The 25,816-nt window shown below is 72.8% G+C and carries 23 protein-coding genes; 8 read left to right on the plus strand and 15 right to left on the minus strand.

Translation table 11 applies throughout. From position 1 onward, the window contains the following. Positions 1–187: 187 nt before the first annotated feature. Positions 188–1,093, plus strand: a complete 906-nt coding sequence (locus PZB77_RS13295) for an A/G-specific adenine glycosylase (protein ID WP_275492807.1) — start codon at positions 188–190, stop codon at positions 1,091–1,093. Between the two features lie 124 nt (positions 1,094–1,217). Here the strand turns inward: PZB77_RS13295 and PZB77_RS13300 are convergent, their stop codons facing one another. Beyond that, on the minus strand, positions 1,218–1,922 hold the full coding sequence (locus tag PZB77_RS13300; protein WP_275492808.1) for a M23 family metallopeptidase: 705 nt from the start codon (positions 1,920–1,922) through the stop codon (positions 1,218–1,220). A gap of 476 nt (positions 1,923–2,398) precedes the next feature. On the opposite strand from PZB77_RS13300, the gene PZB77_RS13305 reads away from it, so the two are divergent. Beyond that, entirely contained in the window at positions 2,399–2,758 is a 360-nt protein-coding gene (locus PZB77_RS13305) for a trypco2 family protein (protein ID WP_275492809.1), read from the plus strand. Further along, positions 2,755–6,060: a serine protease gene (locus tag PZB77_RS13310; RefSeq protein ID WP_275492810.1), complete on the plus strand. Its 3,306-nt coding sequence runs from the start codon at positions 2,755–2,757 to the stop codon at positions 6,058–6,060. Before PZB77_RS13305 ends, PZB77_RS13310 begins: the two co-directional genes overlap by 4 nt. Before the next feature lie 85 nt (positions 6,061–6,145). Here PZB77_RS13310 and PZB77_RS13315 read toward each other — a convergent pair whose 3' ends face one another. After that, a complete protein-coding gene (locus tag PZB77_RS13315) occupies positions 6,146–8,674 on the minus strand; it encodes an ATP-dependent Clp protease ATP-binding subunit (RefSeq protein ID WP_275492811.1) in 2,529 nt (842 codons plus the stop codon). A gap of 473 nt (positions 8,675–9,147) precedes the next feature. On the opposite strand from PZB77_RS13315, the gene PZB77_RS13320 reads away from it, so the two are divergent. Next, complete coding sequence (locus PZB77_RS13320) at positions 9,148–9,831, plus strand: SCO3374 family protein (RefSeq protein ID WP_275492812.1); 684 nt, start codon at positions 9,148–9,150, stop codon at positions 9,829–9,831. Here PZB77_RS13320 and PZB77_RS13325 read toward each other — a convergent pair. The 10 genes from PZB77_RS13325 to PZB77_RS13370 all read right to left on the minus strand — a co-directional run bounded on the left by PZB77_RS13325 (position 9,810) and on the right by PZB77_RS13370 (position 18,732). Further along, a complete protein-coding gene (locus PZB77_RS13325; RefSeq protein WP_275492813.1) occupies positions 9,810–10,151 on the minus strand; it encodes an Lsr2 family protein in 342 nt (113 codons plus the stop codon). The genes PZB77_RS13320 and PZB77_RS13325 overlap by 22 nt on opposite strands. A gap of 156 nt (positions 10,152–10,307) precedes the next feature. Next, positions 10,308–10,877, minus strand: a complete 570-nt coding sequence (locus tag PZB77_RS13330) for an amino-acid N-acetyltransferase (RefSeq protein ID WP_275492814.1) — start codon at positions 10,875–10,877, stop codon at positions 10,308–10,310. A 9-nt stretch (positions 10,878–10,886) separates the two neighbouring features. Further along, positions 10,887–11,402 carry a BlaI/MecI/CopY family transcriptional regulator gene (locus PZB77_RS13335; protein WP_275492815.1) on the minus strand — a complete coding sequence of 172 codons (516 nt, stop codon included), beginning with the start codon at positions 11,400–11,402 and terminating at the stop codon, positions 10,887–10,889. 625 nt (positions 11,403–12,027) lie between these two features. After that, on the minus strand, positions 12,028–12,207 hold the full coding sequence (locus PZB77_RS13340; protein WP_275492816.1) for a hypothetical protein: 180 nt from the start codon (positions 12,205–12,207) through the stop codon (positions 12,028–12,030). A gap of 94 nt (positions 12,208–12,301) precedes the next feature. Continuing rightward, positions 12,302–12,886 carry a hypothetical protein gene (locus PZB77_RS13345; protein ID WP_275496047.1) on the minus strand — a complete coding sequence of 195 codons (585 nt, stop codon included), beginning with the start codon at positions 12,884–12,886 and terminating at the stop codon, positions 12,302–12,304. 160 nt (positions 12,887–13,046) lie between these two features. After that, positions 13,047–13,844, minus strand: a complete 798-nt coding sequence (locus tag PZB77_RS13350) for a type III pantothenate kinase (protein WP_275492817.1) — start codon at positions 13,842–13,844, stop codon at positions 13,047–13,049. Continuing rightward, the gene (gene nadC, locus PZB77_RS13355) at positions 13,844–14,890 is read right to left on the minus strand and encodes a carboxylating nicotinate-nucleotide diphosphorylase (protein WP_275492818.1); all 1,047 of its coding nucleotides are present in this window, start codon (positions 14,888–14,890) and stop codon (positions 13,844–13,846) included. Before nadC ends, PZB77_RS13350 begins: the two co-directional genes overlap by 1 nt. A 64-nt stretch (positions 14,891–14,954) precedes the next feature. Then, positions 14,955–16,637 (minus strand): L-aspartate oxidase, encoded by a 1,683-nt coding sequence (locus PZB77_RS13360; protein ID WP_275492819.1) that lies wholly within the window; start codon positions 16,635–16,637, stop codon positions 14,955–14,957. After that, positions 16,634–17,677 (minus strand): pantoate--beta-alanine ligase, encoded by a 1,044-nt coding sequence (panC, locus tag PZB77_RS13365; RefSeq protein WP_275492820.1) that lies wholly within the window; start codon positions 17,675–17,677, stop codon positions 16,634–16,636. The genes PZB77_RS13360 and panC overlap by 4 nt, the downstream gene beginning before the upstream one ends. Next, positions 17,674–18,732 carry a DUF2520 domain-containing protein gene (locus tag PZB77_RS13370; protein WP_275492821.1) on the minus strand — a complete coding sequence of 353 codons (1,059 nt, stop codon included), beginning with the start codon at positions 18,730–18,732 and terminating at the stop codon, positions 17,674–17,676. The genes panC and PZB77_RS13370 overlap by 4 nt, the downstream gene beginning before the upstream one ends. A gap of 183 nt (positions 18,733–18,915) precedes the next feature. On the opposite strand from PZB77_RS13370, the gene PZB77_RS13375 reads away from it, so the two are divergent. Then, positions 18,916–20,061, plus strand: a complete 1,146-nt coding sequence (locus PZB77_RS13375) for a beta-eliminating lyase-related protein (RefSeq protein WP_275492822.1) — start codon at positions 18,916–18,918, stop codon at positions 20,059–20,061. Positions 20,062–20,093: 32 nt separating this feature from the next. Here the strand turns inward: PZB77_RS13375 and PZB77_RS13380 are convergent, their stop codons facing one another. After that, positions 20,094–20,270 (minus strand): hypothetical protein, encoded by a 177-nt coding sequence (locus PZB77_RS13380; protein ID WP_275492823.1) that lies wholly within the window; start codon positions 20,268–20,270, stop codon positions 20,094–20,096. A gap of 104 nt (positions 20,271–20,374) precedes the next feature. On the opposite strand from PZB77_RS13380, the gene PZB77_RS13385 reads away from it, so the two are divergent. After that, complete coding sequence (locus PZB77_RS13385) at positions 20,375–21,487, plus strand: DUF5937 family protein (protein ID WP_275496048.1); 1,113 nt, start codon at positions 20,375–20,377, stop codon at positions 21,485–21,487. Between the two features lie 44 nt (positions 21,488–21,531). Here the strand turns inward: PZB77_RS13385 and PZB77_RS13390 are convergent, their stop codons facing one another. Beyond that, a complete protein-coding gene (locus tag PZB77_RS13390) occupies positions 21,532–22,203 on the minus strand; it encodes a response regulator transcription factor (RefSeq protein WP_275492824.1) in 672 nt (223 codons plus the stop codon). A gap of 72 nt (positions 22,204–22,275) precedes the next feature. After that, positions 22,276–23,475: a sensor histidine kinase gene (locus PZB77_RS13395; RefSeq protein ID WP_275492825.1), complete on the minus strand. Its 1,200-nt coding sequence runs from the start codon at positions 23,473–23,475 to the stop codon at positions 22,276–22,278. 155 nt (positions 23,476–23,630) lie between these two features. Between PZB77_RS13395 and PZB77_RS13400 the strand changes: the two genes are divergently transcribed. Both PZB77_RS13400 and PZB77_RS13405 read left to right on the plus strand, forming a co-directional pair. After that, the gene (locus PZB77_RS13400) at positions 23,631–24,602 is read left to right on the plus strand and encodes an SAM-dependent methyltransferase (protein ID WP_275492826.1); all 972 of its coding nucleotides are present in this window, start codon (positions 23,631–23,633) and stop codon (positions 24,600–24,602) included. A 68-nt stretch (positions 24,603–24,670) separates the two neighbouring features. Further along, on the plus strand, positions 24,671–25,813 hold the full coding sequence (locus PZB77_RS13405) for an NADH-quinone oxidoreductase subunit D (RefSeq protein WP_275492827.1): 1,143 nt from the start codon (positions 24,671–24,673) through the stop codon (positions 25,811–25,813). The last annotated feature ends 3 nt before the right edge of the window (positions 25,814–25,816 follow it).

The raw sequence follows: 25,816 nt of genomic DNA on the forward strand, positions 1-25,816 counted from the left end.
CGTGATCTTTTGCGGATCATCATTCCGGGAGCGCCTGTTGGGCGACGCGCACAGCGGACGAAGTCCGGGGAGAACGGGGCAGAGAGGACAGAACGGGTGGCGTTCTCCGTCCAGAGGCCGCCCGCGGGGGCGACACCCCCGCACCCGTGACCGGCGCCGGGCCTTCCGTGTCAGGATCGTAGGTGCGATGACTGCCACGACTTCCACACACACGCCCCCCGTCTCCCTCCTCCACACCCCCGTCATCGGGTGGTTCGAGCAGCACGCCCGCGATCTGCCCTGGCGCCGCCCCGAGGCGGGCGCCTGGGGCGTGATGGTGAGCGAGTTCATGCTCCAGCAGACCCCGGTCAACCGGGTTCTCCCGGTGTACGAGCAGTGGCTGGCCCGCTGGCCACGCCCGGCCGACCTGGCCGCCGAGGCGCCGGGCGAGGCGGTCCGCGCCTGGGGCCGGCTCGGTTACCCGCGCCGCGCGCTGCGCCTGCACGGCGCGGCCCAGGCCATAACGGAACGCCACGGCGGCGACGTGCCCCGTGAGCACGCCCAACTGCTGGCGCTGCCCGGGATCGGTGAGTACACGGCGGCGGCCGTCGCCTCGTTCGCGTACGGGCAGCGGCACGCGGTGCTCGACACCAACGTCCGCCGGGTGTTCGCACGGGCGGCCACCGGCATCCAGTACCCGCCGAACGCGACCACCGCCGCCGAGCGCAAGCTCGCCCGCGCGCTGCTCCCCGACGAGGACGAGCGGGCCGCGGCCTGGGCCGCGGCGACGATGGAGCTCGGGGCGCTGGTGTGCACCGCGAAGAACGAGGACTGCTCGCGCTGCCCGATCGCCTCGCAGTGCGCCTGGCTGCTCGCCGGGAAGCCCGCGCACCAGGGGCCGGCCCGTCGCGGCCAGACGTACGCCGGTACGGACCGGCAGGTGCGCGGGCGGCTCCTGGCGGTGCTGCGCGACTCCGTCGCGCCGGTGCCGCAGGCGGCCCTGGACGCGGTGTGGGACGAGCCGGTGCAGCGGGCCCGCGCCCTGGACGGCCTGGTGGCCGACGGACTGGTGGAACCGCTCTCCAGCGGGCTCTACCGCCTGCCGCTGACCTGACCCCGTCGGCGCCCGGAGCCTCCGGGCGGTGCGGCGGGCACCGGACACGGCGAAGCCCCGGGACCGTGGAGTCCCGGGGCTTCGTGGATCAACCGGGGAGAACGCCCGGCGGTGTCCCGGTCGGTCAGACCGACACGTGGACGGCCCGCAGGAAGTTGACCGGGTTGATCGCCGAGCCGTAGTTGGCGGTGGTCCGGACCTCGAAGTGCAGGTGCGGGCCGCTGGAGTTGCCGGTGTTGCCGGAGAGGCCGATCTCCTGGCCGGTCTTCACGGCCTGGCCGATCCGCACGTCGATCTTCGACAGGTGCGCGTACTGCGTGAACTTGCCGTTGGAGTGCTTGATCACGATGGCGTTGCCGTACGCGGGGCCGTCGCCGCCACCGTTCGGGCCGGCCTTGACGACCGTACCGGTGTGGGCGGCCTCGACCTTGGTGCCGATCGGCACGGCGAAGTCCTGGCCGGAGTGCTTGTGGGCCCAGCGGTCGCCGCCGGTGCCGTAGGTGGCGCTCAGCGTATAGTGGCCCACCGGGACCTCCCACGCGCGGGCGTTCTTCTTCGCGGCGGCCTTCTTGGCGGCAGCGGCCTTCTTGGCGTGGGCGGCCTTGTCCGCGGCAACCTTCTTCGCGTGGACGGCGGCCTTGCTCTGCGCGGACGCCTGCTGGGCGACCGAGTCGGCGGTGGCACTGGTGAGGGCGACGGTGCCCGTGGTGCCGGAGGCGAACGCCGCGCCAGCACCCAGGACCATCGACGCTCCCAGACCGGCGGCCAGGACGGCGCCGCGGACACGGGAGGTGGACGGGCGGGTGGGGGTCGTAACGCGCTTCGACATACGAGTAAGTCCTCCGAAGATGGGGGGCTCCCCGGTCGTTCCCGTCCGGGGGAAACCCGGTCGTTTGTCCGGGCTTGCTCCACATTGGTAACCCGCCCCGGAGCGATGCTCAAGTACCCCTTCTACGAGGAAAAGCCGTAGATCGGACACCGGGAATCGAGTGCGGGACGCCCCCTCGGTGAGGGCCGGACGAGTCCCGGAAGCCGGTCGGCCCCCGCCCGGAAAGCCCAGGTCGAGCGGGTCGGGACACGACAGGGCCCCGGAATCCCGGCAGATCGTTTCGCCGTTCGAAGGTCCCGGCCGCCCCCGGGACCAAAGACCTTCGGGTGAACCCGAGCGCCGCTCCTAAGCTGCCTAGTAGGCTCGAAATGGCCTGTGCGCCTTGTCACCGCCGGTGGGACCAACGGATGTCCGCTTCGGGACCTTCGGCACGCCACGTCTATGTGCCGCCGGACAGGCGGCTCCGGGGGACTGCCATGAGTACGGACGAAACGCACGCCTTGGACCGGATCGAACTGGCTGACGCCGTCGAGTCGGTCCGCGATCAGCTCATCGAAGCCGCCGCCCGCGCCACCGGCCGGCCCGTGGTCTTCGCCGTGAGCGACATCCAGATGGAGTTCACGGTCGAACTCCGCAAGGAGGCCAAGGCCGGTGCCAAGGTCAGGGCGTGGGTCGTGGAGGCCGGCGCCGACACCTCCCGCACTACCGGGACCACGCACAAGGTCGCCTTCACCCTCAGCCCCCGCAAGGCCGACGGCTCCGGCCCGCTGGAGATCGGCAACGACGCGCCGGGTGGCAGCACCGCCCACTTCGGCCGGGGACGCGGCGGGGCGTGAGCGCGCGTCCCCGCCCCGTACACCCCGCGGACCGCACCGTCGTCGTCCACTCCGCCCGCCAGGGCAGCGGGGTACTGCTCACGGACCGGTTGGTGCTGACCTGCGCGCACGTCCTCGGGGGCGAGGCGAGCGCATCGGTCGCCCACCCGGACCTGCCGGAACCCGTGACCGGCCGCATCCTCTGGGTCAGTGCGCAGCAGGACGCGGCACTCCTGCTGGCAGACGGTCCGCTGGTGCCCGTACCGCCGGTGCGCCTCGGTGTGCTCGCCTCGGCCCAGTCCCTCCCCGGCTGCGAGATCACCGGCTTCCCGGAGGTCCAGCGGTACGGCTCCGAGCGTCATCTGGAGGCCGACCAGTACACCGCCACCGTGCTGCCCATGGCGGGTCTCCTCCGGGATCTCCTGGTCTGCGTACTGGACAGCCCGCCCCCGGCCACGGACGAGGACGACGAGGCCCTGCTGAGCGGCCTCTCCGGTGGTCCGGTCTTCGCCGGGGCGGTCCTCCTCGGCCTCGCCCGCCGGATACCGCCCCGCCGCGACGGACTACGGGTGGAGTGCGTCTCGTTGCGGCCCGTGCTGGAGTCGGCGGGTTTCCGCCAGGCGTACGAGCGGGCCACCGGGTCGGAGCCCCGTACGGAACGGGTCCACGGCGCCCACCCGGCCGACCTCCGGTACGAGGAGGAGTACGCGGACGCCCTCGGCGCGGCCTACCGCCGCACCCGGATCTTCGGGCTGGACGAGCTGGGGCGCCGCGACGACAACTGGGACCTGGACACCGCGTATCTGAGCCTGGAGGCGGAGACGGGCGGCCGGTGGATCACCGGCGGGGTCCGCCTCCCCGCGGCCCGGACCGCTCCCCGCCGGGTCGACGAGTTGCTGACCGACCGTCCCCGGGTGCTGCTCCGGGGCGACGCGGGAGCCGGGAAGACCACCCTGCTGTGGTGGCTGGCCGCCCACGCCGCCGCAGGAACGCTGCCGCCCCGGCTGGCGGCCCTCGACGGCCTCGTCCCCTTCGTCGTCCCGCTGCGCACGCTCCGGGCCCGCGACGAGCCGTTGCCCGCCCCCTCAGGCCTCCCGGGGGCCGCCCGGCTGGCGGTGGACACCGCTCCGGACGGCTGGGCCGGGCGCGTGCTGGAGTCGGGCCGCGGCCTCCTTCTGGTCGACGGCCTGGACGAGGTGCCGTCCGGGGAGCGGGAGGAGGCGTACACCTGGCTCTCCGGCCTCCTCGCCCGCTTCCCGGAGACCCGCTGCGTGGCCACCGTCCGCCCGCTCGCCGTCGAACCGGACTGGCTGGCCGCCGAGGGCTTCGAGGAGCTGCGGCTGCTGCCCCTGCGGAATGAGGACATACAGGCGTTCGTGGCGGCTTGGCACCGGGCCGCACGGCTGGACGACCCCGACCATCAGCGCCTGCGTGAGCTGGAACACGACCTCACCAGGCAGTTCCGCACCAACCGCACGCTGAGCGACCTGGCGCGTACGCCCCTGCTGTGCGCGGTGATCTGTGCCCTGCACCGCCGACAGGAGGGTTTCCTCCCGAACACCCGGTGGAAGCTCTACCGGTCCTCACTCGACATGCTCCTGGGCAACCGGGACCAGCGGCGGGGTATCGGAGGCCCTGAGGGCATCACCATGGAAGTCGAGGAGCAGGCGCTGCTCCTCCAGCGGATCGCGGTCTGGCTGGTGCGCGAGGGCCAGACGGAGTTCTCCCGGGAGCAGGCTCTGCGCCAGCTGGACCGGGCGCTGGCGAGCATGGAGCGGGTACGGAAACAGGGGACGGCCGACGCGATCCTGACCCACCTGCTCAATCGCAGCGGCCTTCTCCAGGAGCGCGCCGAAAATCTCTACCAGTTCACCCACCGCACTTTCCAGGACTACCTGGCCGCAGCGGAGTTCGTCGAGTCGGATCAGATCAACGAACTGCTCCGGTCCGCCGAGGACGAATCGTGGGCGGACGTGATCGAACTGGCGGCCGGCCATTGCGGCCGACGCGAGATCGGCGAGCTGATCAACGGCCTGCTGGACCGGGCGGAGAGGTACGCCCCCGGCGTCCTCGCCCTCGATGCCGAGCTCGCCCCGAAGACCCGTGTGCTGGCCGCCCTCTGCGCCCAGCACGCCACGCTGCTGGACGACGGGACGCGGCGCAGGGTGCGTACCGCGCTCGCCGGGCTCTTCCCGCCCCGCCTGAGCTCCATGGTGAAGCTGCTCGGGTCCCTCGGTCCTGATGCGCTGACCTACCTGCCGGATCCCTCCGCCATCCGGTCCGACGCCATCGGCAACGAGTCCGTCGCCCAGTTGCTCGGCGAGGTCGGCGGACCGGAGGCCCTGTCGTACGCCCGCGACTGGGTCGCGGCCTCCCCCAGGTCGGCCCACATGCTGGCCCCCAGCTGGAAGAGCTTCCCCACCGAGGAATTCGCGAAGGACGTGCTGGGCAAGGGAGATCTCAGCGGGGCGTTCCTGACCATCCGCAGCCGTGCCGAATTGATGGCACTGCCTCATCTCGGCCCTCTCGGGCCCCTGGTCGCCGTCACCCTCGGCGGCCCGTTCGCCGACGCCGACCTGCGGCGTGGGCTGTCCGGGGCCTCTCCCGGAATCCTGGGCCACCTCGGAAACCCACTGCTCCGCGACCTCACGACGCTGCGCAACAGCGAAAACCTCAGGCATCTCACCGTCGACGGGTGCCCCGGGGTCACCGATCTCTCCCCGCTCGGGGGATGGCCCGCCCTCCGGGAGGTCAACCTCGATGTCAGCCACCTCCCGTGGGACCGGCTCGCCGCTCTGGGGGACGTGGCGAGTCTGGACACGCTGGAACTCCGCTCCCCGACAGGACGCCTGAGCGACCTCCCGCCCCTCCCCCACCTCCGGCATCTGGCCCTGCTGCGGAGCGGTCCGATGGAACTCGGCGATCTACGGGGGTGGTCCTCGCTCCAGTCCTTGCGGTTGCCCACGGTGGCCTCGCTGACCTCGCTGGTCGACTCGCTCCGCACCGCCCCGAGCATGAGGGGGGTCGAAGTGACACAACCCCGTGTCGAGACGTGGCCTCGGCACGCGGAGCCGGTCACGCGCCTACGTACGCTCTCCTTCGGGGTCGGCCCGGGCCCCGGTAGCGACCTGCGGCCGCTCCCCCGCCTGTTTCCGTCCCTCCGGTCCCTCACGCTGACCTGCCACACGGAGGCCCGGATCGACCTGGCACCCCTGCGCGAGCTGCCCGGGCTGAACGTGAAGGTGTTCTGGCTGACAGCCAGGGGGCAGCTCTTCAACGCCGAGCACCTGGGCGACCGCCTGTCCGTCGAGGGCCGCTTCTGAATCCCCTGCTCCCCGCACAAGAAAAGCTGCCCCGGACCGAAACCGGTCCGGGGCAGCCCCTTCACTCACTCACGCCGTCCTGGAACTACGACGCGTCCTTCGTCATGTTCGGACCGCCGCCGGCGGCCGACTCGATCGGCGGGACGTCGGGCAGAGCCGCCTTCTCCTCGCCGCGGAAGGTGAACTTCTTCTCTTCACCCTCGCCCTCCGTGCCGACGACCACGATGTGGCCGGGGCGCAGCTCGCCGAAGAGGATCTTCTCGGAGAGGATGTCCTCGATCTCGCGCTGGATCGTCCGGCGCAGCGGCCGGGCGCCCATCACGGGGTCGTAACCCTTCTTCGCGAGCAGGTTCTTCGCCTCCGTGCTGAGCTCGATGCCCATGTCACGGTCCTTGAGACGCTCGTCCACCTTGTCGACCATGAGGTCGACGATCTGGATGATGTCTTCCTGGCTGAGCTGGTGGAAGACGACGGTGTCGTCGACGCGGTTCAGGAACTCGGGCCGGAAGTGCTGCTTGAGCTCTTCGTTGACCTTGACCTTCATCCGCTCGTAGTTCGTCTTGACGTCGCCCTGGGCGGCGAAGCCCAGGTTGAAGCCCTTCGAGATGTCCCGGGTCCCGAGGTTGGTCGTCATGATGATGACCGTGTTCTTGAAGTCCACGACCCGGCCCTGGGAGTCGGTCAGGCGACCGTCTTCCAGAATCTGGAGCAGGGAATTGAAGATATCGGGGTGGGCCTTCTCGACCTCGTCGAAGAGGACGACGGAGAACGGCTTGCGGCGCACCTTCTCGGTGAGCTGGCCGCCCTCTTCGTAGCCCACGTAACCGGGGGGCGAACCGAAGAGGCGGGACACCGTGTGCTTCTCGCTGAACTCCGACATGTCGAGGGAGATCAGCGCGTCCTCGTCGCCGAAGAGGAATTCGGCGAGCGTCTTGGAGAGCTCGGTCTTACCGACACCGGACGGACCGGCGAAGATGAACGAACCACCGGGGCGCTTCGGGTCCTTGAGGCCGGCCCGCGTACGGCGGATGGCCTGGGAAAGGGCCTTGATGGCGTCCTTCTGGCCGATGACGCGCTTGTGGAGCTCGTCCTCCATGCGCAGCAGACGGGAGGACTCCTCCTCCGTCAGCTTGAAGACCGGAATGCCGGTCGCGGTCGCCAGGACTTCGGCGATGAGCTCGCCGTCGACCTCGGCGACGACGTCCATGTCGCCGGCCTTCCACTCCTTCTCGCGCTTGGTCTTCGCGGCCAGCAGCTGCTTCTCCTTGTCGCGGAGGGAAGCCGCCTTCTCGAAGTCCTGGGAGTCGATCGCCGACTCCTTGTCGCGGCGGACGCCCGCGATCTTCTCGTCGAACTCACGGAGGTCCGGCGGCGCGGTCATCCGGCGGATGCGCATCCGGGAGCCGGCCTCGTCGATCAGGTCGATCGCCTTGTCCGGGAGGAAGCGGTCCGAGATGTACCGGTCGGCCAGGGTCGCGGCCTGGACCAGCGCCTCGTCCGTGATGGAGACCCGGTGGTGGGCCTCGTAACGGTCGCGCAGGCCCTTGAGGATCTCGATGGTGTGCGGCAGCGACGGCTCCGCGACCTGGATGGGCTGGAAGCGGCGCTCGAGGGCGGCGTCCTTCTCCAGGTGCTTGCGGTACTCGTCGAGCGTGGTCGCACCGATGGTCTGGAGCTCACCGCGGGCCAGCATCGGCTTGAGGATGCTGGCGGCGTCGATCGCGCCCTCGGCGGCACCGGCACCCACGAGGGTGTGGAGCTCGTCGATGAACAGGATGATGTCGCCGCGGGTGCGGATCTCCTTGAGGACCTTCTTCAGGCGCTCCTCGAAGTCACCGCGGTACCGGGAGCCGGCCACCAGGGCGCCGAGGTCCAGGGTGTAGAGGTGCTTGTCCTTGAGGGTCTCGGGCACCTCGCCCTTGACGATCGCCTGGGCCAGGCCCTCGACGACGGCCGTCTTGCCGACGCCGGGCTCGCCGATGAGGACCGGGTTGTTCTTGGTCCGGCGGGACAGCACCTGCATGACCCGCTCGATCTCCTTCTCGCGCCCGATGACCGGGTCGAGCTTGGATTCGCGGGCCGCCTGGGTGAGGTTGCGGCCGAACTGGTCCAGCACCAGGGAGGTGGAGGGGGTGCCCTCGGCGGGGCCGCCGGCGGTGGCGGACTCCTTGCTGGTGGAGTAACCGGAGAGCAGCTGGATGACCTGCTGCCGCACCCGGTTGAGGTCGGCACCCAGCTTCACCAGAACCTGCGCGGCGACGCCTTCGCCCTCGCGGATCAGGCCGAGCAGGATGTGCTCGGTGCCGATGTAGTTGTGGCCGAGCTGGAGGGCCTCGCGGAGCGACAGCTCCAGGACCTTCTTGGCTCGGGGAGTGAAGGGGATGTGGCCGGACGGGGCCTGCTGGCCCTGACCGATGATCTCCTCCACCTGCTGGCGGACCGCCTCGAGCGAAATCCCGAGGCTCTCCAGGGCCTTAGCGGCGACACCCTCACCCTCGTGGATAAGGCCCAGGAGAATGTGTTCGGTGCCGATGTAGTTGTGGTTGAGCATCCGGGCTTCTTCCTGAGCCAGGACGACAACCCGCCGCGCGCGGTCGGTGAACCTCTCGAACATCGTTAATCGCTCCTCAGAGCGGTCAGGCAGTTAGGGGTCGGTCCCCTCCCTGTCCTTCCGCAGCTTAGTCCCGCAAGCGGGGACCGCTCATTCCAACTGCCGACCGGATCACCCCCGCAGCAGCGAGGAAACCATGCCGATCAGCCGACACCTGCTCCAACCCGATGGTGCGAGACGATGTTCCCGCAGGCCAGGCAGATACCCCTGTCAGCACTACGCCGGTGGCGAACGTGAGACGCCCCGGTTCGTTCGTCGCCCCTTCCCACCAGTCATCTCTTACCCGCAATTACAGACGGTCCATGCGGCGCGCGCCCGTTCCCTCCGCTACGGGCGAACAACCGCGTGGCGCCCGACGCTCCCGCACCCGCCCTTGACGCGGACCCTCGGTGACGTACCGCACACGGTGCGCGACATCCCGGACGGCCGCCCCACGGTCGGCGTAACCCGGAAGGCGGTCCGGCGGTTCACCGCACATGAGTCCCATCGTCCCGCCACCCCGCGTCCCGCAGCCGGCCGACACGTCGGCACCGGTCCCGTCGGGTCGCCGTCCGGACCCGGACGCGCGCACCGGCCGGAACGCCTCCCCAGCCACCGGGAGCGCCGGAGCCGCCGCGGCCGCCGAACGGTTCTACGAGGACGTGCTCGGCTGGAGGACCGACCGGGGCCGCCCGCTGGGGCTGCTGACCGGGTTGCGGTTCGACGTGCTCGAACTGCCCGCCGCCGCCGGCCGCGCGGTGCTGCGCAGGTACGGGCGCACCGGCCCGGTGGCGGTCGCGGAAGGGCGCATGCGACTGCTCGTGGCGGCCGGGAGCGCGGAGGAACTGCCCGCGCTGCTGGAGTGGCTGGAATGGGGCGGCATCGGCCTGGATCTCGTGGGCGTCGGGGCCGGCGGCAGGATCACCGCACCGGCACCGGACCGGGTACCGCCTCCGTGTTCGCCGGGGGCCGCTTTCTGGCTGCGGCCCCCCGAGCCGCCGCGGGGTCCGGATCAATTCCTTCCGGCCCTCGCGGGTTTCGGGAGCAGGGGTGGGGATACTCCCGATCTCGTACGGCTGGTGGATATGGCCGCGACCGAATGCCACCGGGTCCGGTTGAGGCGTTCCCGGATCCGTCCGTCCGCCGGCCGGCCGTCGGGTCAGGCGTTGGCCTGCTCGTAGGCCTCGCGGACTCCGGCCGGAACGCGTCCGCGGTCGTTCACTTCGAGGCCGTTGTCACGGGCCCACTTGCGGATTTCGGCGGTGTCCTTGCTCCCGCCCGTACCGGCACCGAGCGCACGGCCCTTACGGCCCGTGGCGGCGCGGCCGCCGGTGCGGCGTCCGCTCTTGGTGTACGGCTCGAGAAGTCCACGGAGCTTGTCCGCGTTGGCCGTGGTGAGGTCGATCTCGTAGGTCTTGCCGTCGAGTGCGAACGTGACGGTCTCGTTCGCCTCGACGCCGTCGAGGTCGTCAACAAGAAGGACCTGAACCTTCTGCGCCACGAGATATCCTTTCATCGAAAATGCAGTACGCGGAAAGGAAACCGCTTTTCCCCGGAAAACACAAACCCCCGGCAGAGGTTCGGGAGCCCGGGAACGCGGGAAACGGGCGCGTATCGGACATAGGGATCGGCTGCGGGATCCACGTACTTCCGCCGATCACAGGTGCAGAAGCATCCGGCTGTTGCCCAAGGTGTTCGGCTTCACTCGTTCGAGACCGAGGAACTCGGCGACACCCTCGTCATAGGAGCGCAGCAGCTCACTGTAGACATCTGTGTCGACGGGCGTCTCACCGATCTCCACGAACCCGTGCTTCGCGAAGAAGTCGACTTCGAAGGTCAGGCAGAAAACCCGGCGGACCCCGAGCCAGCGTGCGGTCTGCAACAGCTTGCCGAGAACCTGGTGGCCCACTCCGCTGCCCCTGACACGGTGGTCGACGGCGAGAGTCCGGACTTCGGCGAGGTCTTCCCACATCACGTGGAGCGCGCCGCATCCGACGACCCGGGCGTCCTCGTCGCGTTCCGCCACCCAGAACTCCTGGATGTCCTCGTAAAGGGTGACCGTCGCTTTGTCCAGGAGGATGCCCTCGGTCACGTATCCGTCGAGCAGCCGGCGGACGGCACCCACGTCGGTGGTCCTGGCACGGCGAACGGTGATGGCGGCCTTTTCGACCGCCGGGTCGGTTTCACCTTCGGTTTGCGACTGGCTTTGCGTCAGGTCTGCAGACATGTGCCGACGCTATCGCCCGCCCTCCCCGGCCGTGCCGTCGGCCGGGCCCGACGGACCTTCCGGGGCCCGCGGCGCATCCTCCACGACAGCGGAGGGCTCCTGCGGCCGGGCCCTCGGATCCTCCTCCGCCGCCGTGTCGTCCCGCCCGGTGGGCGGGGCGCCCGTTCCGGGAGAAACGATCCGCACGGCGTCTCTGAGGGCTTCGCGCTGTTCGGCGGACATCATGCCGAAGAAGGCGACGAGGGCGGCGGCGGGGTTGTCGCTCCGCGACCACGCTTCGTTCATCAGTGCGGCCGCGTAGGCGGCGCGCGTGGAGACGGCCGTATATCGATAGGCCCGGCCGTCGACTTCCCGGCGGACCCAGCCCTTCTGGTGAAGATTGTCCATAACCGTCATGACGGTGGTGTAAGCGATCGAGCGTTCCCGCTGCAGGTCTTCGAGGACTTCCCGCACGGTGACCGGGCGGTTCCATTGCCAGACGCGCGTCATCACGGCGTCTTCCAGCTCTCCCAATTGACGGGGCACACCGTCACCTTAATGCCAGATGTCCGAAATGAGTAGTTACTTTTCGGGAACGCGAGGGGGAGACCGCCGAGAGAGCGTGGAGGGCGAAAACCCTGAACGGCCGGAACGGCCCCGAACGCCCCACCGGACACCGGAACCGCCCGGACGCCCGGCGGAAAAGTCCGGGTCCGGCAGGACCCGCGCTGCCGCCGCGACCGCCGGCACGAAAAAGGCGCACGGCTCGGTCGAGTCGTGCGCTCATCGGAGTGCGCCGGGTTGTGCACGCGTCACGGGGGGCGTGAATTGCGCGCCGCGCGCCGTTCGGGGTGGCCATAACCGCCCACACGGTCCGTTGCACGGAGGGCGGAAACCCGTAAACCCGGAGCCGCCGGCCCGTTCCGCGCGAAGAATCCGGGCGCCCCGAGCCCTGCGACTACAGGAACCCCGGAACTCCGGAACAGGAGAAAGGATGCCGGACGGGCTCGCGCGGAGGAGCGGCTCACGGGAGGGGACTCCCGGAAGGGGCCGGCGCGCGGAAGGTCCGAGCCCCCGGAAAGGCGCCGAAAGCCCTCGGAAATCAGGAGCGCCCCCGAAGGACCGTACGACCGCGGGAATCCGGCGGCCGGCCGTCGTTCCGGGGGATCGGTCAGAGGTTCTTGGCGGCCGGGGCCTGCTGCACGGCCTCGGCCTGGGCGAGGGCGGCGTCGACGGCCGCGTCCTCCTTGCTCTTGTTCGGCCCGCCCTGGCTCTTCACCATCGTCACGACGAGAACGATGAAGAAGGCGGCCATCACGACGGGCGGAACGAGCGCGGCTACGTAGTCCATGACGACCAGAGTAGCGATGCCGGTACGGCGGCCCGAGGCACCCTCCCGGTGGGTCGGGCCGGGCCGCCGTGCGAACGGAGGACGGACGGGCCGGTCAGCCGGCCTCGCGGTGCTCCTCCGGCGGCGGCGCGGGGCGGCGGCGCGGCGGGAAGACCTCGGAGGGCTTGGGCATCGGGCGGTCGCCCGGCGCGGGGGGCCCTGCCGGGGTCGCCGGACGGGCGGGCGGCCGGGGCTCCGCCGCCGAAGCCCGGCCGCCGGGCAGGGCCAGCAGGCGGCTGCGGGGGCCCGGTGCGGTGAGCACGGCGGCACGGCCCGCCAGCCGGGCGCGCACCGAGCGTTCGGCGAGCACCTGGCAGCGCTCCAGGAGTGCCGCCGCGACCGGCCTGCCGCGCAGCGCCCGCAGCGCGGCGAGATCGTCCGGCCGTGGGTCGTAACCGGCAGCCAGGGCGTCCTGGAGGAGTTCCAGGTAGCCGCTGACGGAGCCGGGGAGTGCGTCGCGGTAGCGGGCGAGGTCGGCGAGGAGGAACGCGCGGAGCCGGCCCGCCTCGCCGACCGCCTCGTCCACCGCTCCCGCGAGCCGCAGGCAGTCCTGGACATCCTCGTCGGGCAGGGGCATGGGGTGCAGGGCAACGGCGATGGCGCGGCGGAGCACCCGCAGCTCGTCCGCACCGAACGCCATGCCGCCTCGTGATCCGTAGGGCGTGGGCATGGGGCGACATTACGTGCTAAAGGGACAAAATCGTCTTAACTGGTCACCTGTGGCGCGGCGCGCTCCGGGGCCGCCGCGCCGCCGCCGTCGCGCGTCGTCGCAGGTGCGCCCGGGGTGCGCCGCGTACGGGTCACATCCGGGAGACGTTGCGCTCGTAGACCAGCCGCAGCCCGATGAGGGTGAGCCAGGGCTCGTGTTCGTCGATGACGGAGGCCTCGCCCAACACCATCGGAGCAAGGCCGCCGGTCGCGATGACGGTCACGTCGTCGGGGTCGTCCGCCAGCTCGCGCTTCATCCGCGTGACCACGCCGTCCACCTGGCCGGCGAAGCCGTACAGGATGCCCGCCTGCATGGCCTCGACGGTGTTCTTGCCGATGACGCTGCGCGGGCGGGCGAGTTCGATCTTGCGGAGCTGGGCTCCCTTGACGCCGAGCGCCTCGACGGAGATCTCGATGCCCGGGGCGATGACACCGCCGGTGTACTCGCCGCGCGCGGAGACGGCGTCGAAGGTGGTGGCGGTGCCGAAGTCGACGACGATCGCCGGGCCCCCGTACAGCTCGACCGCCGCGACCGCGTTGATGATGCGGTCGGCGCCGACCTCCTTGGGGTTGTCCATCAGGATCGGCACGCCGGTCTTGATGCCGGGCTCCACGAGGACGGCGGGCACGTCGCCGTAGTAGCGGCGGGTGACCTCGCGCAGCTCGTGCAGGACGGCCGGCACCGTGGAGCAGATCGCGATGCCCTCGATGCCGTCGCCCAGTTCGACGCCGAGCAGCGGGTGCATGCCCATCAGCCCCTGGAGGAGCACGGCCAGTTCGTCGGCGGTACGCCGGGAGTCCGTGGAGATCCGCCAGTGCTCGACGATCTCCTCGCCGTCGAAGAGGCCGAGGACGGTGTGGGTGTTGCCGACGTCGATGGTGAGCAGCATCAGGCGTCGGCCTCGCCGGTGGTGGCGGCCTCGCGGAAGTCCAGGCCGATGTCGAGGATCGGCGAGGAGTGGGTGAGCGCGCCCACCGCGAGGTAGTCGACGCCCGCGTCGGCGTAGGCGCGGGCGGTGTCCAGGGTGAGCCGGCCGGAGGACTCCAGGAGGGCGCGCCCGGCGACCAGGGCGACGGCCTCCTCGGTCTCGCCCGGGGTGAAGTTGTCCAGCAGGATCAGGTCGGCGCCGGCCTCCAGCACCTCGCGGACCTGCTGGAGCGTGTCGACCTCCACCTCGATGGCGAGGTCGGGGAACTCCTCGCGGACCCGCTTGAACGCCTCGGCGACCCCGCCGGCCGCGATCACGTGGTTGTCCTTGACCAGGGCCGCGTCGGAGAGCGACATGCGGTGGTTGACGCCGCCGCCGCAGCGGACCGCGTACTTCTCCAGGGCACGCAGCCCCGGGGTGGTCTTGCGGGTGTCGCGGACCTCGGCCTTCGTGCCCTCCAGGACGTCGGCCCACGCGCGGGTGGCGGTGGCGATGCCGGAGAGGCGGCAGAGGAGGTTGAGCGCGCCGCGCTCGCCGGTGAGCAGGTCGCGGGTGCGGGTGGTGACCGTCAGCAGCTTCTGGCCGGCGGTGACGCGCTCGCCGTCCTCGACGTGGCGCTCGACCTCGAAGTCGTCGGTGCAGACGATGGAGAGGACGGCCTCCGCGACGCGCAGGCCCGCGACGACACCCGCTTCGCGGGCGGTGAAGTCGCCGGTGGCGACGGCGTCCTCGGGGACGGTCGCGACGGTGGTGACGTCCACCCCGCCGTCCAGGTCCTCCTCGATCGCGACGTGCGCGACGTCCTCCACCTGGACGGGGTCGAGCCCGGCCTCCGCCAGCAGCTCGGCGAGGGCGGGGTCGAGCCCGCACTCCAGGGCGTCCGGGTCGTACCCGTCCGAGGCGCAGCCGCAGTCGTCGCCGCAGCCGCCCGCGGACGGTGCGGGCGCCCCGATGTGGATCAGCGGGACGTCCACCGGTGTCGGGCGGTTCTCTTCGGGCGTGCTCACGGTTGCGGCTCCTCGGGGGCGTCGGGCGGTGCGATGTGCTGCGGTGGTGCGGGCGGGGCGGGGTTCAGTCTGCGGGGTGCGCCGGACTCACGGAGTCGAAGTCGGCGCTCTCCGTACGGCGTACCGACAGCGTCCGGTCCTCGCCGACGCGGACGACCAGGTGGGCGCGCCAGTCGGCATCGTCGCGGTCGGGGTGGTCCTCGCGCCAGTGGCAGCCCCGGGTCTCCGCGCGGGCGCTCGCCGCCGCGACCAGGACCCGGGAGACCAGCAGGAGGTTGGTGGTCTCCCACGCCTCGACCCCCGGTACGGCGGCCTTCGCGTCGGCCACCCCGGCACCCGCGTGCAGCGCCTCCAGCTCCCGGGCGGCGCCGGCCAGGCTGTCGGCGGAGCGCAGGACGCCGGCGCCGCGGGTCATGGTCCGCTGGATCGACGTACGGACCTCGGGCGACTGCAGTACGGAGCGGGGACCGCCCTCGGGCCGGACCGCATCGGTGCGCGCGGGGCGCCGCTCGGCGATGTCCGCCGCGATGCGCTCGGCGAAGACGAGCCCTTCCAGCAGGGAGTTGGAGGCGAGGCGGTTGGCCCCGTGCACGCCGGTGCAGGCGGTCTCCCCGCAGGCGTACAGACCCGGCACGGTGGTGCGTCCGCGCAGGTCGGTACGGACGCCGCCGGAGGCGTAGTGCGCGGCGGGCGCGACCGGGATCGGCTCGGTGACCGGGTCGATGCCGTGCTCGCGGCAGGCGGCCAGGATGGTGGGGAAGCGCTGCTCCCACATCTCGGCGCCGAAGTGCCGGGCGTCGAGGTACATGTGCTCGGTGCCGTGCAGCTGCATCTGGCGGGTGATCGCCTTGGCGACGATGTCGCGCGGGGCGAGTTCGGCCAGCTCGTGCTGCCCGGTCATGAACCGGGTGCCGGCGGCGTCGACGAGGTACGCGCCCTCGCCGCGCACCGCTTCCGAGACCAGCGGCTGCTGGCCCTCGGAGTCGGCGCCCAGGAAGAGGACCGTGGGGTGGAACTGGACGAACTCCAGGTCCGAGATCTCGGCTCCGGCCCGCAGCGCGAGCGCCACGCCGTCGCCGGTGGAGACCGGCGGGTTGGTGGTGGCGGAGAAGACCTGGCCCATGCCGCCGGTGGCGAGCACCACGGACGGGGCGCGGACCGCACCGACGCCGTCGTGCTGGCCCTCGCCCATGACGTGCAGGCTGACCCCGGCCGTACGGCCCTCGGCGTCGGTGAGCAGGTCCAGGACCAGGGCGTTCTCGACGGTGTGCAGCGCCCGGGTGCGGACCGCCTCCACCAGGGCGCGGGAGATCTCGGCGCCGGTGGCGTCGCCGCCCGCGTGCGCGATCCGGCGGCGGTGGTGGCCGCCTTCGCGGGTGAGGGCGATGTCGCCGTTCTCGGTGGTGTCGAAGTGCGCGCCCGTCTCGATGAGCCGGCGCACCGCGTCGGGGCCTTCGGTGACCAGGGCGCGGACGGCCCGCTCGTCGCAGAGTCCGGCGCCCGCGACCAGGGTGTCGTCGAGGTGCTGCTCGGGGGTGTCGCCCTCGCCGAGCGCGGCGGCGATGCCGCCCTGGGCCCAGCGGGTGGAGCCGTCGTCCAGGCGGGCCTTGGTGACGACGACGGTGTCGAGTCCGGCGGCGACGCAGCGCAGGGCGGTGGTGAGCCCGGCCACGCCGGAGCCGACGACCACGACGTCGGCGTCGATGGACCAGCCGGGTTCGGGGGCGGTCAGCCGTATTCCGGTCACGAGAGGGCTCCGAGGTTCAGGGGGATGTTGTCGATCAGCCGGGTGGCGCCGACGCGGGCGGCGACGGCGAGGACGGCCTCGCCGCCGTCCCGGTCGTCGGGGATCTCGGTGAAGTCGGCCGGATCCACCAGGGCGAGGTAGTCGAGGTCGAGCGGCACCGTCGCGTGGGCGGCGTCGTCCAGCACGGCGCGCGCGGCGGCCCGGACGGCGGCGGCCGTGCTGCCGGGCAGGGCGAGCGCGACCGCCTGGGCGTCGGCGGCGAGCCGGGGCTCGCCGAGCGCGTTGAGCCCGGCGGCCCGCTCGGTGCCGGGGTGCGCCGGGCTCTGGCCGCCACCGGTCGCCAGCGCGCGCTCGCGCAGCGTCTGCTGGGCGGCCAGCCGGTCGCGGGCGGCGAAGAGCGCGCCCGACAGGGCGAGGGCGGTACGGCGTTCGAGCGGTGAGAGGAACCGGTTGCGGCTGGAGAGCGCGAGACCGTCGGGGTCCCGGACGGTGGGGACGGCGGTGATCTCGATGCCGAAGTCGAGGTCGCGGACCATCCGGCGGATGAGGGCGAGCTGCTGGACGTCCTTCTGCCCGAAGAACGCCTCGTCCGGGCGGGTCAGGTGGAGGAGCTTGGCGACGACCGTGAGCATCCCGTCGAAGTGCCCGGGGCGCGAGGCGCCTTCGAGCCGCTCGCCCATCGGACCCGCGGAGATGCGTACCTGCGGATCGCCGCCCGGGTACACCTCGTCGACGGAGGGAGCGAAGACCGCGTCCGCGCCGGCCGCGGTGGCCACCGCGAGGTCGGCCTCCAGGGTGCGCGGGTAGCGGTCCAGGTCGGCGGCCTCGCCGAACTGCAGGGGGTTCACGAAGACGCTGACCACGACCTGACCGTCCGGTCCGGCGGCTGCGCGCGCGGCACGGACCAGCGTGGCGTGGCCGTCGTGCAGCGCGCCCATCGTCATGACGACCGCCCGGCGGGCGCCCGTCGGACGGGGCAGCGCTTCGAGGGCGGCGGCGGTGTGGAGGAGGGCGGCGGTGCCGGCGGGGGTGGTGTTCATCGGGGGTCCCCCGGTTCGTCGTCGTTGCCGGCACCGGTGGAGCCGTCGGTTTCGCCGTTACCCGGGAAACCCGTGGAGTCGGGGGAGCCGCCCGCGCCGCCGGGACGGGACGGACCGGCCTGGCCCGTCGCGGGGCCCGGGTCGGTGGTGCCGGCGAGGACGCCGAGGAGGTCCTCGGCCGACTCCGGCTTGAGCAGGCCGTGCGCGAGGGCCCGGTCGGCGGTCGCGCGGGCCATCGCGAGGTACCCCGCCACCATCTGCGGCGCGTGGCGGCGCAATTCGGCGACGTGCGCGGCGACCGTGCCCGCGTCGCCGCGCGCGACCGGCCCGGTGAGGGCGGCGTCGCCGGAGCGCAGGGTGTTGTCGAGGGCGGCGCCGAGGAGCGGCCCGAGCATCCGGTCGGGGGCCGAGACCCCTGCCGCGGCCAGCAGTTCCATGGCTTCGGCGACCAGGGTGACCAGGTGGTTCGCGCCGAGCGCGAGCGCCGCGTGGTAGAGCGGGCGGGCCGCCTCCTCGATCCACTCGGGCTCGCCGCCCATCTCGATGACGAGGGCCTCGGCGGCGAGCCGCAGCTCCTCGGGCGCGGTGATCCCGAAGGAGCAGCCGGCCAGCCGCTGGACGTCCACGGGGGTGCCGGTGAAGGTCATCGCGGGGTGCAGGGCGAGGGGGAGGGCCCCGGCGCGCAGCGCGGGGTCCAGCACGCGGGTGCCGTACCGGCCGGAGGTGTGGACGAGGAGCTGGCCGGGCCGGACGGCGCCGGTCTCGGCGAGGCCCTCGACCAGGCCGGGCAGGGTGTCGTCGGGGACGGTGAGCAGTACCAGCTCGGCACGGGCGAAGACCTCGGCGGGCGTCACCAGCGGGACGTCCGGCAGCAGGGCGGCGGCCCGGCGCCGGGAGGCGTCGGAGACGCCGGAGACGGCCACCGGGCGGTGCCCGGCGAGCTGGAGCGAGGCGGCGAGGGCGGGGCCGACGCGGCCCGCTCCGACGACGCCCACGGTGAGGCGGGCGGGGCGGTCCCGGGCGTCGAGAGGATCCCTCGGAGATGTGGTGTGCACGCGGCTAAGGCCTTCCGTTCCAGTCCGCGGGGGGTACCGGACGATTCCTCTGCATGCTACGCCAGCGCCCCGCCCCGGCTCCGCTCCGTCCACAGCCTGTGGGTAACTCCCGGCGCTCCACGACCCAGCGGCAACCCCCCCCCCCCGGTGGGCGGCCCCGGCCGCGCGGGCGATGATCGTCGCATGGCAGCAACGGACGAACAGACGACGCGGCGGCGCGGGCCGGCCGCCTGGCGGGCCTCGCACCGCATCCTGGCCCGCACGTCCTCGGACGGCACCCTCGGCGAACAGCTGGCCGCGCTGACTGCGGGCGCCGAAGCGGTGTACGGCACCGACAAGCCCCTCGACCACTACGGCGACGGGGTCGTCGCGGAGGTCGAGGAGCGGGTGGCCGGGCTGCTCGGCATGGAGTCGGCCGCCTTCTTCCCGACCGGCACGATGGCCCAGCAGGTCGCCCTGCGGTGCTGGGCCGCGCGCACCGGCAACGCCGCGGTCGCGCTGCATCCGCTCGCCCACCCCGAGCTGCACGAGGAGGGCGCGCTCGGCGCGGTGAGCGGGCTGCGGACGGTGTACCCCACGACCGAGCCGCGGCTGCCCACCGCGGAGGAGATCGAGGGCTTCGCGGAGCCGTTCGGCACCCTGATGCTGGAGCTTCCGCTGCGGGACGCCGGCTTCGTCCTGCCGTCCTGGGAGGAGCTGACCGGGGTCGTGGCGGCGGCCCGGGAGCGGGACGCGGTGGTGCACCTGGACGGGGCCCGCCTCTGGGAGTGCCCCCCGCACCTCGGGCACGGCCTGGCCGAGATCGCGGGCCTCGCGGACAGCGTCTACGTCTCCTTCTACAAATCGCTCGGCGGTATGTCCGGCGCGGTCCTCGCCGGGCCCCGGACGCTGATCGAGGAGGCCCGCTCCTGGCGCCACCGCTACGGCGGCCAGCTCTTCCAGCAGTACCCGGCCGCGCTCTCGGCCCTCGTCGGCCTGGAACGGGAGCTGCCCCGGCTGCCGGAGTACGTGGCCCACGCCGCCGTGGTCGCCGGGGCGCTGGCGGAGGGTTTCGAGGCGTCGGCGGTGCCGTGGTTCCGGGTGCGCCCCGAGCCGCCGCACACCCACCAGTTCCAGCTCTGGCTGCCGTACTCCACCGACGTACTGGACGAGGCCTCGCTGCGCCAGGCCGAGGAGACGGGCGTGACGCTCTTCCGCCGCTGGTTCACGGGCCCCCAGCTGCCACCCGGCATCGCGTACACCGAGGTCACGGTGAACGCGGCGGGGCTGGAGTGGACGGCGCGGGAGGTACGGGACGCGGTGGGCGACTTCGTGTCCCGCCTGGTCTGAGCGGAGCGCCCCGGCGGCGGGCGCCCGCCGCCTCACCACCGGGGCCACGCCTCCCCGCGTCCGCGCGCACCGGCCCGGCGGCGGGACCGGTACCGGCCCCACAGGCCGCGCAGGACCTCCCGGTCGTGGGTGCCGGGCAGGGGCGGCGGGCGTTCGCCGCTCCGGACGGCGCGCCAGGCGTCGTACATCTGCTGCTGTATCGCGTCCATGGATCCAGCGTGCGCGGCCCCGCCCGCCGCCGCGCGCCGATTGACGGCCCCCGTCAAGCGGGGTGCACGCGGGGGCGCGCACCCCGCACCATGGTCGGGTGAGCGTGACCATCGACATCGCCGGGCTCCCCGCCGACCGCATCGTTTTCGAGACCTCGCCCCTGGCCGAGCTGGGGACGGCCCTGCACGCCCTCTCGGAGCCGGGGCACCACCCCGGGCTGCACGGCTGGGCGACCGCCACCACTGCGGCGCTCCCGCCGGACCTCGCGGACCGGCTGCACGAGGGGGAGTTCCTGTGGCGGAGCACCTTCTCCGACATCTTCCTGCCGTTCACGGGAATCCCGGGCGGCGACGGCAGGGCCGGCGCCACCCTCGCCGAGGACCTGGACACCCTGGACCGGCTGAGCGACGAGCGGTTCGTCTCCGCCGCCCTGGAGTTCACCTCGTGCACGTTCCACGGTGCGTGCACGGGGTCCCCGCTCGACGACGGGGTGGCGCGCGGTCGGGCCCGTGAGATGGCCGCCGCGCGCGGCCCGCGGCAGACCGCGTTCACCGAGCGGCTGCTGGCCGACCCCGGCGCGGTGCGCGGCTGGCTCCGGCGGCTCTTCGAGGACTGCGAGGAGGCGTTCTTCGCCGACACCTGGAACCGTGCGCGCGTCCCGCTGGTCGCCGACGCCCGGCACAAGACGGAGGTGCTCCGCCGCAAGGGGATCGGTGAGGCGGTCGCCGCCGCCTCGGCGGCGCTCTCGCTGAGCGAGGACGGCGAGCGGATCGTGGTCGACAAGCTGAACGCGGCCCGGTCGACCGCGACGGGCCCCGGGGTGGAGCCCGGCATCACCCTCGTCCCCACCGGCTTCGGCTGGCCGCACCTGATGATCGGCCACGCCCCCGGCTGGCGGCCGGTGATCCTCTATCCGGTGCACCGGCCGGAGCTGCCCTCGCCCGCCTCGGTGGAGTCCGTCCGGCTGCGTCTGGAGGCGCTGGCCCATCCGCTGCGGCTGCGGCTCTGCCGCAATCTGGCCCGTTCCCCGCACACCACCGGCGAACTGGCCGACGCGCACGGCATCACGTCCCCCGAGGTCTCCCGGCACCTGTCGGTGCTGAAGAAGGCCGGCCTGGTCACCACCCGGCGGCGCGGCCGGTACGTCCTGCACCAGCTGGACCTGACCGTCGTGGCGCGGCTCGGCAGCGACTTCATCGAAGGCGTGCTGCGCTGACCCGTTCGGGGGGCCCGGGGCCCGCTGTCCGGCGCGCTCCCGGGTCAGCGGCCGCCGCCGGCCCGGACCAGTCCCGACTCGTAGGCGAGGACGACGACCTGCACCCGGTCGCGCAGACCGAGCTTGGTGAGGATGCGGCCGACGTGGGTCTTCACCGTCGCCTCCGAGAGCACCAGGCGGCCCGCGATCTCGCCGTTGGACAGTCCCTGGGCGACCAGCAGCATCACCTCGCGCTCCCGCTCGGTGAGCCGCTCGACGCGTTTGTCGCCGGGCTCGGAGGTGGTGCTCGGCAGCAGCGGGGAGAACCGGTCCAGCAACCGCCGGGTGGTGGACGGGGCGACGACGGCGTCCCCGCTGTGCACCGAGCGGATCGCGTTCAGCAGCTCCCCGGGCGGCACGTCCTTGAGCATGAATCCGCTGGCCCCCGCCTTGAGCCCGGTGAACGCGTACTCGTCGAGGTCGAAGGTGGTCAGGATGAGCACCTTCGGCGGGTTCTCCCCCGCGCAGATACGGCGGGTCGCCTCCACCCCGTCCAGCTTCGGCATGCGGACGTCCATCAGTACGACGTCGACGCGGGTGGCGCGGAGCACGTCGATCGCCTCGGCCCCGTCGCCCGCCTCGGCGACCACCTCCATGTCGGGCTGCGCGGCGAGCACCATGCGGAAACCGGTGCGCAGCAGGGCCTGGTCGTCGACGAGCATCACGCGGATGGCCATGGGGAGGGTCCTGTCCTGTGGTTGGGCCGAGAAGGGTCGGGAGAGGCGCGAGGGGTGGCATCGCCCCGGTCGTCAGGCGGCCGGTTTCAGCGGGAGCAGGGCGCTGATCCGGAAGCCGCCGCCGGGGCGCGGGCCCGCGTCGAGCGTGCCGCCGACCATGCCGACCCGTTCCCGCATGCCGATCATGCCGTGGCCGGCACCGTCCGCTCCACCGTCCGCGTAGAGCTCCTGCGGGGCGCCGCGGCCGTCGTCCTCCACGAGCAGCCCGAGACCGTCGTCGAAGTAGACCAGCCGCACGCTGGCCCCGGCGTCGGGGCCGCCGTGCTTGCGGGTGTTGGTGAGCGCCTCCTGCACGATGCGGTACGCGGTCAGCTCCACCCCGCTGGGCAGCGGGCGCGGCGTGCCCTCGACGGTGAAGTCCACCGCGAGGCCCGCCTTGCGGACCTGTTCGACGAGTTCGTCGATCTGCTCGACGTCGGGCTGGGGGACGTACTCGCCGCTGGTCTCGGCGTCTCCCGTGCGCAGCACCCCGAGCAGCCGGCGCATCTCGGCGAGCGCCTGCCGGCCGGTGGTCGAGATGGTCGCCAGGGCCTGGCGGGCCTGATCGGGTGCCGCGTCCATGACGTACGCCGCACCGTCCGCCTGGACCACCATCACGGAGACGTTGTGGGCGACGACGTCGTGCAGTTCGCGGGCGATCCTGGCGCGTTCGGCGGCGACGGCGACCTTCGACTGGGCCTCGCGTTCGCTCTCCAGCCGGGCGGCCCGCTCCTCCAGCGCCCGGAAGTACGCCTGCCGGGTCCGCAGCGAGTCACCGAGCACCCAGGCCAGCACGAACGGCACGGTCAGCACGACCACCACGACGATCTGCTGGGTCCAGCCGCCCTCCTCCTCGGGCCAGCGCGCCTGCGAGACCGCCGAGGCGAGGAGACCGCAGGCCAGCGCGAGCCGGGAGGCCCAGCGCTTCCCGGCGGCGGCGACGGTGTAGATGATCACCAGCAGGGCGAAGTCGGCGATGCCCGTCTCGATGCCCAGAGCCACCTGCGCCACCCCGATCCCGAGGGCGAGCAGCAGCATCCGCTCCGGCATCCGGCGGCGCAGCGCCACCACGGTGCAGAGGCCCAGGATCACCGGCACCGTGAAGAGGCGCTCCCGCGTCCCGCCGGTGGGCCCGGTCACGAAGGCCACACCGGAGAGCCCGAGCAGGACGACGGCCCAGAAGCAGTCGACGCCCGTCGGGTGTCTGCGGAGGAATGCGTAGAGGCGCTGCACTGTGCCAGCGTAGGGAAGCGCGCGGGTGACCGGGTCAACCGGAGGGCCGATCCGCTCCGGCGGCCCGTACTCCCCAAGGTGGAGACGTACCGGGCGCGGGCCGGCGGAGGCGGGGCGGACGGTCCGGGCCGCGGGCATGGCGGAGACTGGGCCCCGTGACGGACCAGTGGCTCGGATGGGGTGCGGCGGCGCGGGCGGCGCTGTACGGCGACAGCGGCTTCTACCGGAGACCGGAGGGTCCGGCCGGGCACTTCCGCACCTCGGTGCACGCCTCGCCGCTCTTCGCCGCGGCGGTGGCCCGGCTGCTGGCCCGTACGGCGGCCGAGCTGTCCACGGAGACCGTCGCCCTGGTGGACATGGGGGCCGGGCGCGGGGAGCTGGCCGCCGGGGTGCTGGCAGCCGCTCCGGCGGGGCTCCGGATCACCGCGTACGCCGTGGAGCTCGCCGACCGCCCGCCGGGCCTGGACGAGCGGATCGCCTGGTGCGCCGAGCCGCCGCAGGGGGTCACCGGGCTGCTCTTCGCCAACGAGTGGCTGGACAACGTGCCGGCCGACGTCGCGGAGGTGGACGAGGACGGGGCCTGGCGGTACGTCCTGGTCCGCGTCCCGGACGGCGCCGAGCGCCTCGGCGGCCCCGTGTCCGGCGCGGACGCGCGGTGGCTGGAGCGCTGGTGGGCGCCGGCCGGGCCCGGCGACCGGGCCGAGATCGGGCTCCCCCGCGACCTGGCGTGGGCCGGGGCGGTCGGCTCGCTGGCTGCGGGGCGCGCGGTGGCGGTGGACTACGCCCACGTACGCGGCGCCCGACCGCCGTTCGGCACGCTCACCGGCTTCCGGGCCGGCCGCGAGGTGCCCCCGGTGCCGGACGGCTCCTGCGACCTCACCGCCCACGTGGCCCTGGACGCCTGCGCCGCCGCGGGCCGGCCGGCCGGCGGCGCGGCGCCCGAACTGCTGGACCAGCGCACCGCCCTGGCCCGGCTCGGCGTCACCGGGGGCCGGCCACCGCTGGCCCTGGCCTCCACCGACCCGGCCGGGTACCTCAGGGCGCTGGCGGCGGCGGGCGAGGCGGCCGAACTCACCGCGCGCGGCGGCCTCGGCGACTTCGGGTGGCTGGAGCAGCGGGTGGGATGAGCGGCCTCGGCGGCCGCGCGGGGACGGCCGCGCGTGCCCCCGTCCGCGGGCAGGGAATACTGGGCCGCATGACGGAGACGACGGTCGGCATCGGTGGCGCGGCGGAGAGCACCGACATGGTGCTCAACATCGGTCCTCAGCACCCCTCCACGCACGGTGTGCTCCGGCTGCGCCTGGTCCTGGACGGCGAGCGCATCCTGAGCGCCGAGCCCGTCATCGGGTACATGCACCGGGGCGCCGAGAAGCTCTTCGAGGCCCGCGACTACCGGCAGATCGTGATGCTCGCCAACCGTCACGACTGGCTGTCGGCCTTCTCCAACGAGCTCGGGGTGGTGATGGCCGTCGAGCGGATGCTGGGCATGGAGGTCCCCGAGCGCGCCGTCTGGACGCGGACCCTGCTGGCGGAACTGAACCGGGTCCTCAACCACCTGATGTTCCTCGGGTCGTACCCCCTCGAACTCGGCGGCATCACACCGGTGTTCTACGCGTTCCGGGAGCGCGAGGAGCTGCAGGCCGTGATGGAAGAGGTCTCCGGCGGCCGGATGCACTACATGTTCAACCGGGTCGGCGGCCTCAAGGAGGACCTTCCGGCGGGCTGGCTCGGCCGGGCCCGCGACGCGGTCGCCTCGGTGCGGTCGCGGATGGGCGTGTACGAGGACCTGGTGCTCGGCAACGAGATCTTCCGGGGACGCACGCGCGACGTCGGGGTGCTCTCCCCCGAGGCGGTGCACGCGTACGGGGTGTCCGGACCGATCGCCCGCGCCTCGGGCGTCGACTTCGACCTGCGGCGCGACGACCCGTACCTCGCGTACGCGGAGCTGGCGGACGTACTGAAGGTGGTCACCCGGACCGAGGGCGACTGCCTGGCCCGCTTCGAGTGCCTGCTGGAGCAGACGGTCAACGCGCTGGACCTCGCGGACGCCTGCCTGGACCGGATGGACGGGCTCGCCCCCGGGCCGATCAACCAGCGCCTCCCCAAGGTGCTCAAGGCCCCCGAGGGCCACACCTACGCCTGGACCGAGAACCCGCTCGGCGTCAACGGCTACTACCTCGTCTCCAAGGGCGAGAAGACGCCGTACCGGCTCAAGCTGCGCTCCGCGTCGTTCAACAACATCCAGGCGCTGACGGAGCTGCTGCCGGGCACCCTGGTCGCCGACATGGTCGCGATCCTGGGTTCGCTCTTCTTCGTCGTCGGGGACATCGACAAGTAGGAC

This window comes from Streptomyces sp. AM 2-1-1, assembly GCF_029167645.1.
Taxonomy (GTDB): domain Bacteria; phylum Actinomycetota; class Actinomycetes; order Streptomycetales; family Streptomycetaceae; genus Streptomyces.

Excerpts from the sequence above, each read along its gene's own strand:
- PZB77_RS13315 (WP_275492811.1), bottom strand. The coding sequence starts at position 8,674 with ATGTTCGAGAGGTTCACCGACCGCGCGCGGCGGGTTGTCGTCCTGGCT.
- PZB77_RS13320 (WP_275492812.1), top strand. The coding sequence starts at position 9,148 with ATGAGTCCCATCGTCCCGCCACCCCGCGTCCCGCAGCCGGCCGACACG.
- PZB77_RS13345 (WP_275496047.1), bottom strand. The coding sequence starts at position 12,886 with ATGGCGTTCGGTGCGGACGAGCTGCGGGTGCTCCGCCGCGCCATCGCC.
- PZB77_RS13300 (WP_275492808.1), bottom strand. The coding sequence starts at position 1,922 with ATGTCGAAGCGCGTTACGACCCCCACCCGCCCGTCCACCTCCCGTGTC.
- PZB77_RS13350 (WP_275492817.1), bottom strand. The coding sequence starts at position 13,844 with ATGCTGCTCACCATCGACGTCGGCAACACCCACACCGTCCTCGGCCTC.
- PZB77_RS13375 (WP_275492822.1), top strand. The coding sequence starts at position 18,916 with ATGGCAGCAACGGACGAACAGACGACGCGGCGGCGCGGGCCGGCCGCC.
- PZB77_RS13380 (WP_275492823.1), bottom strand. The coding sequence starts at position 20,270 with ATGGACGCGATACAGCAGCAGATGTACGACGCCTGGCGCGCCGTCCGG.
- PZB77_RS13305 (WP_275492809.1), top strand. The coding sequence starts at position 2,399 with ATGAGTACGGACGAAACGCACGCCTTGGACCGGATCGAACTGGCTGAC.
- PZB77_RS13340 (WP_275492816.1), bottom strand. The coding sequence starts at position 12,207 with ATGGACTACGTAGCCGCGCTCGTTCCGCCCGTCGTGATGGCCGCCTTC.
- PZB77_RS13295 (WP_275492807.1), top strand. The coding sequence starts at position 188 with ATGACTGCCACGACTTCCACACACACGCCCCCCGTCTCCCTCCTCCAC.
- PZB77_RS13390 (WP_275492824.1), bottom strand. The coding sequence starts at position 22,203 with ATGGCCATCCGCGTGATGCTCGTCGACGACCAGGCCCTGCTGCGCACC.
- PZB77_RS13330 (WP_275492814.1), bottom strand. The coding sequence starts at position 10,877 with ATGTCTGCAGACCTGACGCAAAGCCAGTCGCAAACCGAAGGTGAAACC.
- PZB77_RS13405 (WP_275492827.1), top strand. The coding sequence starts at position 24,671 with ATGACGGAGACGACGGTCGGCATCGGTGGCGCGGCGGAGAGCACCGAC.
- panC (WP_275492820.1), bottom strand. The coding sequence starts at position 17,677 with ATGAACACCACCCCCGCCGGCACCGCCGCCCTCCTCCACACCGCCGCC.